This window comes from Pseudomonas sp. K8 (assembly GCF_014889455.1).
Lineage (GTDB): Bacteria > Pseudomonadota > Gammaproteobacteria > Pseudomonadales > Pseudomonadaceae > Aquipseudomonas > Aquipseudomonas veronii.
In genome coordinates, this window is sequence record NZ_VJWO01000036.1 from 1 (window position 1) to 17210 (window position 17210).

A 17210-nucleotide genomic window follows, 5' to 3' on the forward strand; every position below is an offset into this window, starting at 1 on the left:
CTACTGAGCGGAATGAAAATACCAAGGAAGTGGGGGCGGGCGGCGTGTCTCGCTTGTTCGCATTGCTGCGTACCTTGGGCGGCGTGCCCGACGGCGGCGAACGCGTGACCCAGCTCGCACAACAGGTCGGCCTGTCCCAACCCACCACCCACCGCCTGCTGCGCAGCCTGATAGATGAAGGTATGGTCGAGCAGGACGCGCGCAGCAAACGCTATCGCCTGAGCCTGGAGTTCTTCGCTCTGGCGGCGAACGCGGGCAAGACCGGCAACCTGCGCGACCTGGTAAGGCCGAGCATGCTGCGCCTCAGTGCGTCCCTGGGGGATTCATTGTTTTTGCTGGCGCGCAGCGGCTTTGATGCGATCTGCCTGGACCGCAGCGAAGGCCCGTACCCGATTCGTACTTTCACGGGTGATATCGGCGGGCGCGTGGCATTGGGCGTGGGGCAGGGCAGCCTGGCGATCCTGGCCTTTTTGCCGGAGGAAGAGCGCGAGACGGTGATCCGCTACAACTTGCCAAGGCTCAAGGATTTTCACCTGTATGACGAGGTGCTGTTGCGTTCGGAAGTGGAGAACGTGCGCAATCTGGGTTATGCGGCGCGCAATACCGGTGTGCTGGAAGGCATGGCGGGATTGGCGGTGCCGATCCTGAACCGGGACGGCCACGCGGTGGCAGCATTGAGCGTGGCGACCATCAGCGACCGATTGGGGCCGAGTCGCTTGCCGATGGTGGTGGAGTTGCTCAAGCGCGAAGCAGCGGCGATCGGGCCCCGGATCAATCCGTTTGATCCGACGCTGCGCCGGCCCTCACAGACCTTTGGTGGGTAGGTCATCCAGATTGCGCGCCAGCTCCAGAGCGTAGCGTCCAAGCCCCTTGCCGCACATCCGTTTTCGGCAGCAAGAATCGGAGTGCGGGTACATTTCGAACACCCTTACGGTGAGACTCCAAACTTAGAGGCGTCCACCATGGCTTCCGTATAGCTGCTCTTTTCCCCTTAACCACGCCAACAACTTTTTGGATTGCCCGACATCAGCGATGCAACTCTCGAGTCATCTTTTTAGTTAACGAACAGCGCCGAAGGCAACCCATGAAATTATCCGATTATGTTCGACTACTTGCGCTGGCGGCGATCTGGGGCGCCAGTTTTCTCTTCATGCGTATCTCGGCTCCTGTTCTGGGCGCATTGCCGACGGCATTTTTCCGCGTGTTGTTGGGGGCCATTGGCTTGGCCGTCATTCTTGCCATTTTAAACACTAGCGTCGACTTCAACGGCAAGCTCCGGCAGATCATGGTGTTGGGTGTTATCAATTCGGGCATCCCATTTTTGATGTATAGCGTGGCGGCACTGCTGTTACCTGCCGGCTATTCAGCCATTTTCAATGCGACCACACCGATGATGGGCGTCTTGATCGGTTGGATGTGTTTCAACGATCCGTTGACACTGAAAAAAGCTGCCGGCGTGTTGATCGGGATTATGGGCATTACGTTGCTGACCAGCACCGGCCCCGTCACACTTTCAATGAGCGTGGTCATGGGCGCGCTGGCGTGTTTAGTCGCCACCAGTTGTTACGGCGCAGCCGGATTTCTGGCTAAACGATGGGTAGCTGACAAGGGGGGGCTGGACGCGAAACTCGTAGCTTTTGGCAGTCAGATTGGCGCGACGCTGTTTCTCGTGCCGTTCTTCGGAATCTCAACCGCGATAAACCCACCGACGACCTGGGGTAACCCGCAGGTTTGGATAGCACTGGTTGCGCTGGGTTTCATCTGCACCGCGTGTGCGTACATTCTGTATTTCCGCCTGATCGCGGATATCGGGCCGGTGCGTTCGCTGACCGTGACCTTCCTTATCCCTCCCTTTGGCGTACTGTGGGGTGTGATGTTCCTTGGTGAACGTCTTTCGGCCGCACATTTGTACGGCGGCGGGCTTATTTGTTTAGCGGTGTGGTTCGTTCTCAGCAAGAGCAAACCGAAGCAAGAACCCGCACCCGCCTCGGATTGATCCAACCACTCAACTGCCCTCAACGATTTCTCATCTGATGGGCGGGTGACCACGTAAGTGAATACCATGTCTTGGTTTCGCGCCGTCCGCTGGATGACTTGGCCGGGCGGACGCACTTCTTGAGTTTGACTTATGTACCGGGCTCTTTATTGTCTAAAAAACGATGCCTTTTCATCCGGTACATTTCATTATCCGAGTAGGTGAGCAGTGTGTCGGCATCCTTGCCGTCCTCGGGATAATAGGCAACGCCGATACTGCACGACGGCATCTTGAGTGCGCCGAATTCAGGCGGTAGTGGCGCAGCCATGACGTCGTGAATCTGTTCTAACTTCTTGGAAATGGCGTCTCTCGACTGGATATCGGTCAACAGCACCGTAAATTCATCGCCGCCCATCCGGGCCACGGTATCCGTCTCACGTATGCAGCTTTCTAGACGTCGAGCAATCATGCAAAGAATACGATCCCCCGCGGCGTGGCCATGGACGTCATTGATACTCTTGAAGTCATTGATATCCAGAAACAGCAAAGCCAACTGACTATTGTGACGGTGCGCGACGTGCAGGGCAGATTTCAGTCGATCACTGAAAATCGAGCGGTTGGTTAGTTTTGTCAGCGGATCATGATGCGCGAGGAAACGTAACTCCTCCTCGGCCTGAGTCAAAGCCGTCACGTTGCGTGCGACGCCAATCCTTGCACCAACCTCTTCCGACCAGAATGCCGCCCACAGGATGTACACGACGCCTCCGTCCTTGCGGATGTAACGGTTGCGGAAATCGAAGTGGAATTGACCATTCATGACGCGGGCAATCGAGTCCCGTGTGCTAGCCAGGTCTTCAGGATGCATATAGCGGGTGATAGGGGTGCCGTTCAGCTCGTCAGGACGGTAACCCAGCAGGGCCTCACAGGCATCACTCACAAAAACAATGTGGTCGTCTCTATCAACCACAAACACTGTATCCAACATCAGATGGATCAGTTTGGGGTAGAGCGCTTGTAGGTCAACGGCCATAAGTCATGGGGGATATCCGATTCATAGAGCGCGATCATAGCCTGATCGATAAGGCCAGCGGCGAGTAATCTTACCGGCAAGTATGGGAGCACGTATGCCAGGCGAATACGACCTCATGCCACTCTTGCTTGGTGCGATGGTGTCTGCCTAAACGCGGAAGCTGTTTGCCCTGGATTTATCCGCCTTGATGCGAGCCAAGCCCAGTCAGCAGACGATTGACCGCCGCGCTTGATTCTTCCATTTCGCTTGCGGCGCGCAGTACAGCGCTCCAGTCATTTTCAATGATTGCCCTCATAAAAAGTATGGAAACGTTTCACCGAATGAGCTATCGTTTTTTTGACATCGTATTGCCACTATTCAAATAACAGGCTGATGCCATTTGCAGGAGTGCTGGTAGTGAATGAAAGCTCTTCTCAAATAGGCTTGCGTCAGTGGATCTGGCGGGCGTTCATGCAGAGTGCATTAATCCCGTTGGTCCTGGTGGAGACGATTCTGATTGCTTGTTACCTGCTGACCAATCAGGCGATCCGTGTATCGCAACTCGATTATTTGGAACGCAGTGCAATTGAAAGCCTTGGCGCAACTGCCGACCAAAACACCCGAATCATCCAAGATCAATTAACCCACATCGCCGATGTCACTCAGCTATTTGCGGATATGACGGCCAACTCACTGCGTGCCGCCTCAACACCCTTGAGTGAAACATTAAGCACTTCTGCCGATGGGGCTCTTTACAGTGGAAAAGACCTGGGCGGAGCGGCGTCGTTCTACTCGTCGGTCACACCTGTCGCGCAACAGAACCTGGGTAAAGTGCAGAAGTTGTCCAGCCTCGACCCATTGATGCGTGCGATCAAAGATCATGAAGCGATGGTCGCCAGTGTCTATTTCAATACGTGGGACAGTTACAACCGGATTTATCCGTGGATTCGTGCCGATGAACAATATCCGCATGATATGCAGATACCCGGTTATAACTTTTATTATCTGGCCGATGCCGAACATAACCCGCAGCGAGGGGTTCGCTGGACTGACGTCTACCTCGACCCGGCGGGTCATGGCTTGATGATGTCCGCGATCGCGCCTGTTTATGAGCGCAACTTTCTCGAAGGCGTGGTCGGGCTGGATATCACCGTGGGCGATCTGCTGAAAGAAATTTCCACGCTTAAGGTGCCGTGGGGCGGGTACTTGATGCTCGTCGGCGCGGACATGAAGATCATGGTGTTACCGCCCGAAGCCGAACATGACTTTGAAAAAGGCAACTGGAGTGGTTCGGGGGCAAAGGCCACGAATGAAGGCGCGGTCAACCTTGCGGGTTCAAATCTGATCGATGCGGTGGACCCTCGGGAGTTGGCGGCCGCTGTCGCGCGCAATAGTCGTGGCAGCGCCGAAATCGTGCTCAACGGGCGCTCCCATCTGGTCGCATGGGCCGAAGTGAAGCCGGCGGGCTGGCGATTGCTGGCGGTCGCCGATGAAGAAGACGTCATGGCGGCCACGAACAGCTTGGCGCTCCATTACCGCAACATCGGCTATTTGATGATTGCCGGCCTGGTGATGTTTTACCTCGCGTTCTTCAGTTACATGTGGATTCGTGCGCGCAAATTGAGCCATAGCCTGCGGCGGCCGATCCGCGATATCAGAGACATGCTGCAGCAAATTGGCAACGGCCAGTGGCTCCCGCAGCGCGCGCGTTCGAGCATTCGTGAGCTGGATGAAATGGCGGGCAACGTGCTGTCAATGGGCGCCCAACTGTCATCCAGTGAAGCACGGCGCAACGCGGCGCAGAACCGCCTCAATCTTGTCGTTGAAAGCATCACCGCCGGGCTCTGGGAATACCGCCTGGATACTGATCGCCTGTCGTTGAGCGAAGCGTTCTGCACGCGTTTCGGGGTGCCGGCGTGCCAACTGGAGCGCTTCTGTTTTTACGATCACGTCGACCCCGAAGATGTGCAGGCGCTTGATCAGGCGCTCAACGCGTTGCGCACCGGCACCGCGTCGGTGATCGACCTGGAGTTACGTTTATTGCGGCCCGATGGCTCGCCAATCTGGTTTTTGTGCCGTGGACGCCTGATCGAGTCTCCCGATGCGCGCATGCGTTTATCCGCGGGTACGTTTGTCGATATCGACACGCTTAAACAGGTTGAAGAGGATCTGCGTCGCCGTACCCTTGAAGCGCAAGGGGCGAGCAAGGCGAAGTCGCGTTTTATCTCCAGCATGAGCCACGAATTACGCACACCGCTGAATTCGATTCATGGATTCGCCCAGTTATTGCGCCTGCAAGTGGCCGATGGGCAGGAGGAGGCCAAATCCCTTGATGAGATCCTGGGCGCCAGCCAGCACCTGGCTCACCTGGTCGACGATTTGCTCGACTGGTCGAGCCTGCAGGCGGAGGCGCCGCGCTTGCAGATGCGTGTCCTGGAGGTCGACGGACTGATGCGCGAATGTGCCGAAATGGTCCGTTCCCAGGCCAAGGCTGCGGGTCTTGACCTTGAGTTGCAGTCGACGAGCCCCGCGCTGAGTGTGCTGGCCGATGCCAGACGCCTGCGCCAGATCCTGCTGAACCTGCTGTCCAACGCCATCAAGTACAACCGTCCTCACGGTCGCTTGTTCATGGGGGCTGAACTCCATGACAAGGGGCGCGTGCGGGTGTTTGTCGAAGATGGCGGCGCAGGTATTTCCGCGGCCCTGCAAGGCGCGTTGTTCGAGCCGTTCCAGCGTTTGGGCCAGGAAAACACCGCGATCCAAGGCACCGGTATCGGCCTTGCGTTGTGCCGAGAACTCGCCACGTTGATGAACGGCAGCATGGGGCTCATCAGCGAAACGGGCGTCGGCAGTCGCTTTTGGGTCGATCTGCCCCAAGGCATCGCGGCACCCAAGGTCCACAAGCGCTTGCTCTCGCTGTGTTTCGTGGGGCAGGACGACAAGACGCTGCGCTGTCTTGAAGACACGTTGACGGGCATGGTGGAACTGCGCCACGGAACGCTTGCGCAGTGTCTGGAGCAGGTACGGCGCGACACGGCGCCGGACGTCATGCTGATTGACTGTGACTTACTGGGAAATGACTTGATCGATGCGCTGTCGCGGTTACGACGTTTGCCAGGTGGCGATCAAATCCTTCTTATTCTGCTGTGTACATCACCACACCTGCTCGCGACGTTGGGGTGTGAGTTTCAAGCAGTGCTTAAACAACCGCTGGAACCCAATGAGCTACGCGAACTCATACGCGCGATGATGCAAGTGGAGAAACCGAATGTTCAGTGATATCCCCGCCGATACCCGAATTGTGATTATCGATGACGTGGCTGCGAACCTGCGCTTGCTGGAGTCCAGCCTGAAAGCCTTTGGTTTGCGCAACGTCTTGAGTTTCGCCGACTCGGCCAGCGGGCTGGTTTGGCTCAAAGAGCAACCGTGGGATCTGCTGCTATTGGATCTGGATATGCCCGCGCCCGATGGGTTTGAGATTCTGCGCCAACTCAGCGATCGCAATCGCTCAAGGTCTCCCGTGATTATCTTGACGGCATTGAGCGAGCCGCAAAGCCGGCGTCTCGGCCTTGAACTGGGGGCCAACGATTATCTGACCAAACCGTTGGATTTGCCTGAGCTGCTATTGCGCATACGCAACGCTCTGCGCTTGTCCCATGCCACCCGCCAACTGCAAGACCTGAACAGCGAGTTGGAGCAAAGGGTGTTTGAGCGCACCGCTCAGTTGCAGGAAAGTTATTGCGCCATGATCCGCGCATTGAGTCGCGCGGCCTGCTATCGCGATGATGAAACGGGCGCCCATGTATTGCGCATTGGCGAAACCGCGGCCTTGATGGCCGAAGCAATCGGTATGCCGCAGAGGTGGTGCGAGCTGATTCGATTGGCGGCGCCGATGCATGACTTGGGGAAAATCGGCATTCCTGATCGGATCTTGCACAAGGAAGGCCCATTAACCGTGCCGGAACGCCAGCAGATGATGGAGCATCCGCGCATCGGCCATGCAATCCTGCAAGATGCACACGCCACGGACCTGACCGATATGGCCGCGGACATTGCCTATGGTCACCATGAAAAATGGGACGGCAGCGGCTATCCGCAAGGGCTTGCCGGAAAGGACATTCCGCTGTCGGCAAGGATTGTCGCGTTGTGTGATGTCTATGACGCGTTGCGTATGGAACGTCCCTATAAGCGGGCCTGGAGCCCTGAACGGGCGCAGGCCTATATTCTTGAACAATCGGGCGTGCATTTTGATCCGGAGCTGGTGACGGTGATGCGCCGCTGTTTCGGCCCGGTTGAACAACTCATCGAGGATGACGCCGAACTGGCTGGCGTACACAAGCAACGACAAGCCGATGCGGGCACTGGCCAGCCCCCACATTAAAGCGTCGCCAACATGGGCGCCCGGCTCGGGCTCATCGCGGCCAAGGCCACCGACGTCGCCGCCGTGCGCGTCTCCACCCCCAACTTCACATACACATGTTCCAGGTGTTTGTTCACCGTCCGCGGGCTCAGCCCCAAGATATCGCCGATGTCCCGATTGGTCTTGCCGCACGCCACCCAGCGCAGCACCTCGACCTCGCGCTCGGTCAGTTGAAAGCGTGCCGACAACAGCTTGTGCGCCGGCTCATCCTCCAGGGTCAACACACTCGGTTGCGTCGCCGCCCGCGCCGACAGCAGGATGCGCGAGGTGCGTAAATGCGCCGCCACGCGCGCCAGCACCTCGTCGGTCTGGATCGGCTTGGTCACGTAGTCGCTGCCGCCCACTTCAAAGCCTTGCACCACATGCTTGCTGTCGGTCAGCCCGGTCATGAACACCACCGGGATGTCCGCGCTGGCAGGTAACGCCTTGAGCCGGCGGCAGGTCTCGAAACCGTCCAGGCCCGGCATCATCGCGTCCAGCAGGATCAGGTCCGGGCGCCGGCGTTGCACGCGGTTCAGCGCGCTGAGCCCGTCGAGCGCCACCAGCACCATGTAGCCGGCGTCGTCGAGGGCGTCGGAGAGCATGGCCAGGTTGTCCGGGGTGTCGTCGACGATCAGTACCACGCCGGGTTCAGTGCTACGGGTGAGTACATTCATCTTCGGCCTCCTTGAGGGTTCGGTTGAGTTCATCCAGGCGGAAACCCTTGAGCAACCCGCGCACTTTGCTGATGAACGGTGCGGCGTCCGGGCGGCGTTCGAGGATCGTGTCGAGTTTTTCGTGCAGGCCCCGCACGTAGCCGATCGCGCTGAGTTCGGCGAGCACGGCGAGGTCGTCGGCGCTCGGCAGCACGCTGGGTGGTGGCGGTGCGACGAAGGTTTTGGTGCGCCGCAGCCATTGCAGGCCGAGGTGTTGTTGCAGGCGTCCGAGCAGTTCCGGGGTACGCACCGGCTTGGCCAGGTAGTCGTTGCAGGCGGCGGCGATGCTGCGCTCGCGGTCGTCGGTAAAGGCGTTGGCCGAGATCACGATGATCGGCGCGGTGGACAGCGCATTGCGGCGGATCAGCCGGCTGGTTTCCAGGCCGTCCAGGGTCGGCATCGACAGGTCCATCAGGATCAGGTCGGGCGTCAGCAGCGCGACCTGGCGAATCGCATCCTGGCCGTTGCTCGCCTGGATCACCTCAAAGCCCAGAGGTGTGAGCATGCCGCTGAGCACCTTGCGGTGGTCCACATGGTCGTCCACCACCAGAATGCGCCGGCGTGCGCCCTGGTAGCCGATGATGTCGTGTTCCACATGCACCACCGCCTGCGGCGCGCGTACCTGGGACAGGAACAGGCGCACCTGGAAACAGGTGCCCTTGTCCAGCTCGCTGGTAACGCGTAGCTCGCCGCCCATCAGCGCGGTGAGCATGCGTGTGATGGTCAGCCCCAGGCCTACGCCTTTGTCCTGGCGCATCAGGTCGCCGCGCTCGAACGGCTGGAAGATCCGCTCGATCTGCCCGGGGTCGATGCCGATGCCGGTGTCGATGATTTCAAAGTTGGCGGTCTCGCGCATGTAGCTGACCCGCAGGCACACTTCGCCGCTGTCGGTGAAGTTCACCGCATTGCCGAGCAGGTTGATCAGGATCTGGCGCACGCGTTTTTCATCACCGCGCACCACGGCGGGGATCTTGCCGACGCAGTCCAGGCGAAAGCGCAGGCCCTTGTCCTGGGCTTGGGGGGTGAACATCTGCTCCAGGTCGTGGATCAGTTCGGGGAAGGGGATTTCGGTGAGTTCCAGGCGTAGCTTGCCGGCCTCGATCTTGGCCACGTCGAGCAGGCCGTCGATCAATGACAGCAAGTGCGAGCCGCTGCGCAGGATGGTCGCCAGCGCGTCCTGGTGCTGCTCGGGCATGGCGCTGTCGCGCTGCAGGATCTGGGTGAAACCGAGGATGCTGTTCAGCGGTGTGCGCAGCTCGTGGGACAGCCCGGTGACGTAGCGGCTCTTGGCGGCGTTGGCGGCTTCCGAGGCTTCCTTGGCCTGTTGCAGGGCCTGGTCGGTGAGGCTGTGGGCGTCGATTTCCTGCATCAGCAGCAGGGTCTGACGGTCGGATTCCTGCTGGGCGACGCGGCGGCTTTCGCGGGTCAGCACCACCCACCAGGCGAGCACGGCGGCCAGCACCGACAGGGTCAGGAACGCTTTGAAGAACGCCTGGTACAAGGTCTCGGAATGCGGCAAACCCTGGGCCGCCTGCACGTAGATCAAGGCCAGGGCGCCGGCGAGCAGCAGCACCAGCACCGATAACAGCCCCAGGTAATGGGCCAGCCGCGTATGCAGGCGCGGCATCAGGCTGTTGGGCAGCAACCGGCGCAGCACGCCTTCGAACTGGCTGACCAGCCGCGCATGGGGTTTGCAACGGTCGCCGCAGCGCGCATCCAACGAGCAACACAACGAACAGATGGGCGTGCTGTAGGCCGGGCAGAACGCCATGTCCGCCGTCTCGAACGGGTTGCTGCACAGCCCGCAGACCGCATGGGTGGCGGGTGCCACTGGGTGAATCAACTGGGCGTCGCTGGTGCGTGCGATGTAGTACTTGCCCTGGGTCATCCAGGCCAACAGCGGCGCCATCACCAGCGCCGTGCCGAGGGCGACAAAGGGCGGCGCGGCCTGGGCCAGGGCGCCAAACAGGCCGAAGTGGGCGAGGATCGACAGCAGCGAGGCAATCAGCATCGAGCCGACACCCACCGGATTGATGTCGTAGAGGTGCGCGCGCTTGAACTCGATGTGTTTGGGCGACAGTCCCAGGGGCTTGTTGATCACCAGGTCGGCGACCAATGTACCGATCCAGGCAATCGCAATATTCGCGTACAGCCCCAGCACCTGATCGATCACATCGAACACGCCCAGCTCCATCAACATCAACGCAATGGCCACGTTGAACACCAGCCACACCACGCGCCCGGGGTGACTGTGGGTGACGCGGGCGAAGAAGTTCGACCAGGCCAGGGAGCCGGCGTAGGCGTTGGTCAGGTTGATCTTCATCTGCGAGATGAACACGAACAACACCATGGCGCCGAGGGCCCACTCCGGCGAGCTGAACACATAACGGAAGGCGACCAGGTACATCTGGGTCGGCTCGGCGGCGCGTTCCATGGGGATTTCATGTTGCAGGGCAAGGAACGCCAGGAACGCGCCGCCAAACATCTTCAACGCGCCGGGGATAATCCAGCCGGGGCCGGAGCAGAGCAGGGCGGCCCACCAGCGCTTGCGGTTGGCGGCGGTCTTTTCCGGGAGAAAGCGCAGGTAGTCCACTTGCTCGCCGATCTGCGTCACCAGCGACAGCGCCACGGTACAGGCGGCGCAGAACGCCAGCAGGTTGAAACCGCCGCCGTCGCCGCTGCGCCCGACAAAGCTGGTCCAGTCGCTGAACGCGTCGGGGTTTTTCCACCACACGAAACCATACGGCAACACCAGCAAAAACAGCCACAGCGGTTGGGTCCACAGTTGCAGGCGACTGATCAGCGTGACGCCGTAGGCCACCAGCGGAATCACCAGCAGCGAGCAGATCACATAGGCGAAGGCCAGCGGGATATGAAAATACAACTCCAGTGCCAGCGCCATGATCGCCGCTTCCAGGGCGAAGAACAGGAAGGTGAAGCTGGCGTAGATCAGCGAGGTGATGGTCGAACCGATATAGCCGAAGCCGGCGCCACGGGTCAGCAAGTCCATGTCCACGCCATAGCGGGCGGCGTAATAGCTGATGGGCAGGCCGGTGAGGAAGATCACCAGGCTGATGGCCAGGATCGCCCAGAAGGTGTTGGTGAAGCCGTAACTCAGCACCAAGACGCCGCCGATCGCCTCCAGCGCCAGGAACGACACCGCGCCCAGGGCGGTGTTGGCGATGCGCAGCTCCGACCACTTGCGAAAGGATTTGGGGGTGTAGCGCAGGGCGTAGTCTTCCATGGTCTCGTCGGCGACCCAGGAGTTGTAGTCGCGGCGGATCTTGACGATGCGCTGGGTGCCGGGAGGGGATTGCACGATGGTGAGGCTCCGCAGGGTGGACGAAGGGAGTGAGCAAGTTCCATGCCCTCGACTGCGCTGATATCCAAATGTGGGAGGGAGCTTGCTCCCGATGACGCTGTGTCAGTCGCCAATCAGTTGACTGACCCACCGCCATCGGGAGCAAGCTCCCTCCCACATGGGTCAGCGGTGGCTGGGCGGACGCGATCCTGCCCTGCATTGGTGCGCAACGGCATACGTCAAATGACGTACTGCGTTACGTCAGGCTGCGTATACCCGCGCTGGCCTGGTGCCGCCATGCTGGAGCCCTCATTGCAGAGGAGTCGCCCCATGGAACCACGATTGATCCGCTCCAAACCGTTGTTGGCCCTGTCGTTGCTGGCGGCCGCGCTGTTCAGCCAGGGCGTGCTGGCCGACAACGAAGGCCTGGCCGTGACGCCGACCGAAGTCACCGTCGGCCAGTTGCACTCGGCCACCGGCACCATGGCTATCTCCGAGACCGGCTCGATCCAGGCCGAACGCCTGGCCATCGAGCAAATCAACGCCTCGGGCGGGATTCTGGGACGCCAGATCAAAGTGATCCAGGAGGACGGCGCCTCCGACTGGCCGACCTTCGCCGAAAAGGCCAAGAAGCTGTTGGTCAACGACAAAGTCGCCGCCGTGTTCGGCTGCTGGACCTCGGCCTCGCGTAAAGCCGTGCTGCCGATCTTCGAGAAAGAAAACGGCCTGCTCTACTACCCGACCTTCTACGAAGGCCTGGAACAGTCGAAAAACGTGATCTACACCGGGCAGGAAGCCACCCAACAGATCCTCGCCAGCCTGGATTGGATCGCCAAGACCAAAGGCGCCAAGACCTTCTACCTGGTCGGCTCCGATTACATCTGGCCGCGCACGTCGATGAAGATCGCGCGCAAGCACATTGAAAACGTACTGCACGGCACCGTGGTCGGCGAAGACTACTACCCGCTGGGCAACACCCAGTTCGGTTCGCTGATCAACAAGGTCAAGCTGAAAAAGCCTGACGTGGTCTTCGCCGCTGTGGTGGGCGGTTCCAACGTGGCGTTCTACAAACAGCTCAACGCGGCGGGCGTGAATGCGTCCAAGCAAACCCTGTTGACCCTGTCGGTGACCGAAGACGAACTGCTCGGCATCGGCGGCGAAAACATGGCCGGCTTCTATGCCTCGATGAAGTACTTCCAGAGCCTGGACAACCCGAACAACAAAGCCTTCGTCGAAGCCTTCAAGGCCAAGTACGGCAAGGATGCGGTGATCGGCGATGTGACCCAGGCGGCTTACCTCGGCCCATGGCTGTGGAAAGCGGCGGTGGAGAAGGCCGGCAGTTTCGACGTGGATAAAGTCGTCGCCGCCTCCCCGGGCATCGAACTGAAAACCGCGCCCGAAGGCTACGTGAAGATTCACGAGAACCACCACCTGTGGAGCAAGTCGCGCATCGGTGAAGTGCAGCCCAACGGCCAGTTCAAGGTGATCTACGAGTCGGATCTGATCGAACCGAATCCGTTTCCAAAGGGTTACCAATAACCTTCAAGCACACCGATTCAAATGTGGGAGGGGGCTTGCCCCCGATAGCGGAGTGTCAGTCGACATCTCTATAACTGAGCCACCGCCATCGGGGGCAAGCCCCCTCCCACATAGAGCAAAAGCACATCGCATTCCAACTATCACCTCCCGCTCTCAGGAGACCATCATCATGGAATGGCTATCGGAATTTGGAGCCATCGCGGCGATGCAGGGGTTCAACGGTTTGTCCGTGTTCTGCGTGCTGTTGCTGATGGCGTTGGGGCTGGCGATCATTTTCGGCCAGATGGGCGTGATCAACATGGCCCACGGAGAATTCCTGACCATCGGCGCCTACACCACCTACGTGTGTTCCAGCCTCACCGCGCACTTTGCGCCGAGTTTTCAACCCTATTACTTCTTCTTCGCCATTGCCTTGTCGTTCCTCGTTGCCGGCGCGGTGGGCTGGTTGGTGGAATGGGCGATGATCAGCCGCTTGTACAAGCGGCCGCTGGATACCTTGCTGGCAACCTGGGGCCTGTCCCTGGTGATGCAGCAAACCTTCCGCTCGGTGTTCGGCGCCCGGGAGGTCAGCGCCGAGCCGCCGGCCTGGCTGATGGGCTCGGTGAACTTCACCGACGCGATTGAAATCCCGCGTAACGGCCTGTTCATGATGGCCCTGACCGTGCTGCTGACGGCGGCGATCTTCCTGATGCTGTACCGCTCGCGTTGGGGCCTGCAGGTGCGTGCGACGGTGCAGAATCGCCTGATGAGCCGCGCGGTCGGGATCAATACGCGCAAGGTCGACCGCATGACCTTCGCCCTCGGTTGCGGCGTGGCCGGGGTGGCCGGTGCGGCGTTCACCACCATCGGTTCCACCGGGCCGACGGCGGGTTCGCAGTACATCGTCGACACCTTTCTGGTGGTGGTGTTCGGCGGCGCGCAAAGCCTGTTCGGCACCATTGCCTCGGCGTTCGTGATCGCCCAGACGCAATCGCTGTCGGAGTTTTTCCTCAGTGGCTCGATGGCCAAGGTGCTGACCTTGTCCTCGGTGATTCTGATCCTGATGCTGCGCCCGCAAGGGTTGTTCTCCATCAAAGTGCGCAAGTAGAGGCGAGCAGATGAAGGCTTTAGACAAGCTGCTGGGCGGCCAGCAAAACCTGATCGGCATCGCGCTGCTGGCGTTGCTGATTCTCGTGGTGTTCCCCCTGACCCTGGATGCGTTCCGGCTGAACATGGTCGGCAAGTACCTGACCTACGCGTTTGTCGCGGTGGGGCTGGTGCTGTGCTGGGGCTATGGCGGCATTCTCAGCCTGGGGCAGGGCGTGTTCTTCGGCGTCGGCGGCTACTGCATGGCGATGTTCCTCAAGCTGGAAGCGTCCGACCCGGAAAGCACCAAGATCCAGTCCACGCCGGGCATCCCGGACTTCATGGATTGGAACCAGATCACCGAGCTGCCCTGGTTGTGGCAACCGTTTCACAGTTTCAGCTTTACCTTGGTGGCGGTGATTGCGGTGCCGGTGCTGCTCGCATTCATTATCGGCATGGCCTTGTTCAAGCGGCGCGTGGGCGATGTGTATTTCTCCATCGTGACCCAGGCGATTGCGCTGATCCTCACCGTGCTGATCGTCGGCCAGCAAGGGCTGACCGGCGGCGTCAATGGCATCACCGACCTCAAGACCCTGCTCGGCTGGGACCTGCGCACCGACAGCGCGAAGCTGATCCTGTACTTCATCAATGCCGGGTTGCTGTTCGGCTGCATCTTCATCGGCCGCTTCATCCTCGCGTCCAAGCTTGGCCGGTTGTTGATGGCGATGCGCGACAAGGAAGAGCGCGTGCGCTTTTCCGGGTATGACGTGGCCAGCTTCAAGATCTTCGTGTTCTGCGTGGCCGCGGCGTTCTCGGCGATTGGCGGGGCCATGTTCGCGTTGCAGGTGGGCTTTATGTCGCCGTCGTTCGTGGGCATCGTGCCGTCGATCGAGATGGTGATCTTTGCCGCCGTGGGCGGGCGCATGTCGCTGCTCGGCGCGGTGTATGGTGCGCTGCTGGTGAACTATGGCAAAACCTACTTTTCCGAGTCCTTTCCCGAGCTGTGGCTGTACCTGATGGGCGGGCTGTTCATCGCCGTGGTCATGTACTTCCCCAATGGCCTGGCCGGCTTGTGGGACAGCCATGGTCGGCAGGCATTGGCCCGGCTGCTGCGCCGTCAACCTCCGGTGCAAGCCGTGGCGCCGCTGGTCAAGCCCAAGACTGAAAGCAAAATCCTGGAGACCCAGCCATGACCGCCGTCGGCTTTGAAATGAACAAACCGGTGCTGGCCATCGAGGGCCTGACCGTGTCATTCGACGGCTTCAAGGCGGTCGACAACCTCAACCTGTATATCGACCGCAATGAAGTGCGCGTGGTCATCGGCCCCAACGGTGCCGGCAAGACCACGGTGCTCGATCTGATCTGCGGCAAGACCCGCGCCACCAGCGGCAGCATCCAGTTCGACGGCCAGGAACTGACCACGATGCGCGAGTACAACATCGTGCGCGCTGGGGTCGGGCGCAAGTTCCAGAACCCGTCGATCTACGAAAACCTCACGGTGTTCGAGAACCTCGAGATGTCCTATCCGGCCGGGCGCAAGGTCTGGGGCGCGCTGTTTTTCAAGCGCAATGCCCAGGTGATCGCACGGGTGGAGGAGGTGGCGCGGGAGATCTTCCTTGGCGATTTGCTGCAACAACAGGCGGACTTGCTGTCCCACGGGCAAAAGCAGTGGCTGGAGATCGGCATGCTGTTGATGCAGGACCCCGAGTTGCTGATGCTCGACGAACCGGTGGCCGGCATGAGCGTCAATGAACGCGCGCAAACCGCCGAGCTGCTCAAGCGCATCAGCCAGGGCCGCTCGGTGCTGGTGATCGAGCACGACATGGAGTTTGTCAAAAGCATCGCCCACAAGGTCACGGTGCTGCACCAGGGCAAGGTACTCGCCGAGGGCAGCATGGAGTCGGTGCAAAGTAATCCGAAAGTCATCGAAGTGTATTTGGGCCACTGAGGAGTCCGGCATGTTCAAGATCGACCAGTTGTCCTGCGGCTACGGGCAGAGCCAGATCCTCCACGACCTGGACCTGAACGTGGCCAAGCGCGAGATCGTCGCGGTGATGGGCCGTAACGGCATGGGCAAGACCACGTTGTTCAAGAGCTTGATGGGCATCCTGCCGCAGTGGAAAGGCCAGGTCAGCGTGGACGGGCACGATGTGTCGGCGCTGGAAACCCATGAACGGGTTGAACGCGGGATTGCCTACGTCCCCCAGGGCCGCATGATTTTTCCGAGCATGACGGTGTTGGAAAACATCCAGACCGGCCTGCCTGCCTCGGCGCGGGGCAAGGTGCCGGAGGATTTGTACGCGCTGTTCCCGGTGCTCTACGACATGCAGTCGCGCAAGGGCGGCAACCTGTCCGGCGGGCAACAGCAACAGTTGGCGATTGCGCGGGCGCTGGCGACCAACCCCAAGGTGCTGCTGCTGGATGAACCGACGGAGGGCATCCAGCCGTCGATCATCAAGGACATCGCCCGCACGCTGAAGGAGATTCGCAACTTAAGGGACCTGACCATCGTGGTCTCGGAGCAGGTGCTGTCGTTCACCCTGGAAATCGCCGACCGCTTTTTGGTGATCGAAAAGGGCCGGTTCGTGATCGAAGAAACCCGGGACCGGGTGGACGAGGCAACCATCAGCCGCTACCTGTCCGTCTAGCAGCGACCGATTGTAGGAGCCGGCTTGCCGGCGAAAAACGCCCAGGCGCCGCGTTCATCCTGGCGACGCGCGTCATCGTTAACGACCTTCGCTGGCAAGCCAGCTCCTACAGAAACGCGCACCTGCGAACCGACCTGTAGGAGCCGGCTTGCCGGCGAAAAACGCCCGGGCACCGCGTTCATCCTGGCGACGTGCGTCATCGTTAACGACCTTCTCTGGCAAGCCAGCTCCTACAGAAAAGCACACCTGCGAACCTGCCGGCGAAAAACGCCCATGCGCCGCGTTCATCCTGGCGACGCGCGTCATCGTTAACGACCTTCGCTGGCAAGCCAGCTCCTACAGAAACGCGCACCTGCGAACCCACCTGTAGGAGCCGGCTTGCCGGCGAAAAACGCCCAGGCGCTGCGTTCATCCTGGCGACGTGCGTCATCGTTAACGACCTTCGCTGGCAAGCCAGCTCCTACAGAAAAGCGCACCTGCGAACCTGCCGGCGAAAAACGTCCAGGCGCTGCGTTCATCCTGGCGACGTGCGTCATCGTTAGCGACCTTCGCTGGCAA

At 60.2% G+C, this 17210-nt stretch carries 12 protein-coding genes; 9 read left to right on the forward strand and 3 right to left on the reverse strand.

From position 1 onward, the window contains the following. Together INT12_RS21625 and INT12_RS21630 are read left to right on the forward strand one after the other, a co-directional pair. The coding region (locus tag INT12_RS21625; protein WP_193059009.1) for an IclR family transcriptional regulator at positions 1-824 on the forward strand (824 nt) is incomplete at its 5' end. 260 nt (positions 825-1084) lie between these two features. Continuing rightward, positions 1085-1996 carry a DMT family transporter gene (locus INT12_RS21630; protein WP_102617900.1) on the forward strand — a complete coding sequence of 304 codons (912 nt, stop codon included), beginning with the start codon at positions 1085-1087 and terminating at the stop codon, positions 1994-1996. Between the two features lie 130 nt (positions 1997-2126). On the opposite strand, the gene INT12_RS21635 is transcribed toward INT12_RS21630, so the two are convergent. Beyond that, complete coding sequence (locus tag INT12_RS21635) at positions 2127-3005, reverse strand: GGDEF domain-containing protein (RefSeq protein WP_057004789.1); 879 nt, start codon at positions 3003-3005, stop codon at positions 2127-2129. Positions 3006-3401: 396 nt separating this feature from the next. Between INT12_RS21635 and INT12_RS21640 the strand changes: the two genes are divergently transcribed. Then, complete coding sequence (locus INT12_RS21640) at positions 3402-6263, forward strand: ATP-binding protein (RefSeq protein ID WP_319017425.1); 2862 nt, start codon at positions 3402-3404, stop codon at positions 6261-6263. Continuing rightward, the gene (locus INT12_RS21645) at positions 6253-7365 is read left to right on the forward strand and encodes an HD domain-containing phosphohydrolase (RefSeq protein WP_079443613.1); all 1113 of its coding nucleotides are present in this window, start codon (positions 6253-6255) and stop codon (positions 7363-7365) included. Before INT12_RS21640 ends, INT12_RS21645 begins: the two co-directional genes overlap by 11 nt. Here INT12_RS21645 and INT12_RS21650 read toward each other — a convergent pair. Together INT12_RS21650 and INT12_RS21655 are read right to left on the reverse strand one after the other, a co-directional pair. After that, the gene (locus INT12_RS21650; RefSeq protein ID WP_046383757.1) at positions 7362-8060 is read right to left on the reverse strand and encodes a response regulator; all 699 of its coding nucleotides are present in this window, start codon (positions 8058-8060) and stop codon (positions 7362-7364) included. The two genes, INT12_RS21645 and INT12_RS21650, sit on opposite strands and share 4 nt — an antisense overlap. Next, positions 8041-11418, reverse strand: a complete 3378-nt coding sequence (locus INT12_RS21655) for an ATP-binding protein (RefSeq protein WP_193040793.1) — start codon at positions 11416-11418, stop codon at positions 8041-8043. Before INT12_RS21655 ends, INT12_RS21650 begins: the two co-directional genes overlap by 20 nt. Before the next feature lie 312 nt (positions 11419-11730). On the opposite strand from INT12_RS21655, the gene urtA reads away from it, so the two are divergent. The 5 genes from urtA (at position 11731) to urtE (ending at position 16652) form a co-directional block, all read left to right on the forward strand. Then, positions 11731-12939 carry an urea ABC transporter substrate-binding protein gene (gene urtA / locus INT12_RS21660; RefSeq protein ID WP_024074866.1) on the forward strand — a complete coding sequence of 403 codons (1209 nt, stop codon included), beginning with the start codon at positions 11731-11733 and terminating at the stop codon, positions 12937-12939. Positions 12940-13108: 169 nt separating this feature from the next. Then, complete coding sequence (urtB, locus tag INT12_RS21665; RefSeq protein WP_010564283.1) at positions 13109-14026, forward strand: urea ABC transporter permease subunit UrtB; 918 nt, start codon at positions 13109-13111, stop codon at positions 14024-14026. 10 nt (positions 14027-14036) lie between these two features. Then, entirely contained in the window at positions 14037-15197 is a 1161-nt protein-coding gene (urtC, locus tag INT12_RS21670) for an urea ABC transporter permease subunit UrtC (RefSeq protein WP_046383755.1), read from the forward strand. Then, the gene (gene urtD, locus INT12_RS21675) at positions 15194-15952 is read left to right on the forward strand and encodes an urea ABC transporter ATP-binding protein UrtD (protein ID WP_046383754.1); all 759 of its coding nucleotides are present in this window, start codon (positions 15194-15196) and stop codon (positions 15950-15952) included. The genes urtC and urtD overlap by 4 nt, the downstream gene beginning before the upstream one ends. Before the next feature lie 10 nt (positions 15953-15962). Then, positions 15963-16652 (forward strand): urea ABC transporter ATP-binding subunit UrtE, encoded by a 690-nt coding sequence (gene urtE / locus INT12_RS21680; protein ID WP_046383753.1) that lies wholly within the window; start codon positions 15963-15965, stop codon positions 16650-16652. The last annotated feature ends 558 nt before the right edge of the window (positions 16653-17210 follow it).

What these genes read in the sequence shown, in the direction of transcription:
- INT12_RS21645 (WP_079443613.1), top strand. Translation starts at nt 6,253, where the DNA reads ATGTTCAGTGATATCCCCGCCGATACCCGAATTGTGATTATCGATGAC.
- urtC (WP_046383755.1), top strand. Translation starts at nt 14,037, where the DNA reads ATGAAGGCTTTAGACAAGCTGCTGGGCGGCCAGCAAAACCTGATCGGC.
- INT12_RS21650 (WP_046383757.1), bottom strand. Translation starts at nt 8,060, where the DNA reads ATGAATGTACTCACCCGTAGCACTGAACCCGGCGTGGTACTGATCGTC.
- INT12_RS21635 (WP_057004789.1), bottom strand. Translation starts at nt 3,005, where the DNA reads ATGGCCGTTGACCTACAAGCGCTCTACCCCAAACTGATCCATCTGATG.
- INT12_RS21630 (WP_102617900.1), top strand. Translation starts at nt 1,085, where the DNA reads ATGAAATTATCCGATTATGTTCGACTACTTGCGCTGGCGGCGATCTGG.
- urtA (WP_024074866.1), top strand. Translation starts at nt 11,731, where the DNA reads ATGGAACCACGATTGATCCGCTCCAAACCGTTGTTGGCCCTGTCGTTG.
- urtE (WP_046383753.1), top strand. Translation starts at nt 15,963, where the DNA reads ATGTTCAAGATCGACCAGTTGTCCTGCGGCTACGGGCAGAGCCAGATC.
- urtD (WP_046383754.1), top strand. Translation starts at nt 15,194, where the DNA reads ATGACCGCCGTCGGCTTTGAAATGAACAAACCGGTGCTGGCCATCGAG.
- urtB (WP_010564283.1), top strand. Translation starts at nt 13,109, where the DNA reads ATGGAATGGCTATCGGAATTTGGAGCCATCGCGGCGATGCAGGGGTTC.